This is a genomic window from Cupriavidus basilensis OR16 (assembly GCF_000243095.1).
In the GTDB taxonomy this organism is placed as follows: domain Bacteria; phylum Pseudomonadota; class Gammaproteobacteria; order Burkholderiales; family Burkholderiaceae; genus Cupriavidus; species Cupriavidus basilensis_D.
The window spans coordinates 1-664 of the sequence record NZ_AHJE01000288.1 but is presented as its reverse complement, the minus strand read 5'-3'; the positions used below and the strand labels follow the sequence as shown (position 1 = coordinate 664).

Genomic DNA, 664 nt, shown 5'->3' with positions numbered 1-664 from the left:
TACGACATCCCCCTGCGGGGGCTGCCGGTCACTTTTCTTTGCGCGGCAAAGAAAACTAACGAAAAGAAAGCCGCCCTGCCGGGAGCAGAGCAATCAGGCTGTTTGGGCCTCTGTGGTTGCGTCGTACGGCCCCGAGTGTTGGCTGGCGTGCCTTACCGGTTCAAAGAGCACCGCAAATGCATGACCCAATGGTCACGTGGTGGTGCCCCTGATCGCTTTGCTCGGTGAGCGTTCGGGCATCTGCCGATCGCGGTGCGCAGCACCACGATCCTGCCTGCCTTGGTGGTTTCGTGGTTTTGTCTCTGACGGTGGCCGCCCGGCCATTTGATGCCCTGCCGTACCGGCGCGAGCGGCACTTTGCTATCAACTCCTCTGGTTTCGTGGTGGGCACCGTGGCCCGTCCGCGAGGGCCGCGCGCTCGCACCTCACCGCGCTCGTCCTTCGAGACAAAACCACGAAACCAGCCACACCCGAAACGGCGCAGCCCCTCGCGCTGCGAACGGCAGATGTGGGAACGGTCACCGCACACGAGGTCAGGGGCTGCACCACGTGACCATTGGGTCATGCAGTTGCGATGCCCTTCTGGCCGGTAGGATCCGCCAGCCAACACTCCGGGCCGTACAACGCAACCAACGAGGCAAAAACAGCCTGATTGCTCTGCTCC

Annotated in this window: 1 protein-coding gene; it reads left to right on the top strand. The window is 62.8% G+C overall.

Annotated features, from left to right (window positions below):
• A partial coding sequence (locus OR16_RS47070) for a hypothetical protein (protein WP_237717402.1) occupies positions 1–228 on the top strand: 228 nt, incomplete at its 5' end.
• Positions 229–664: the final 436 nt, after the last annotated feature.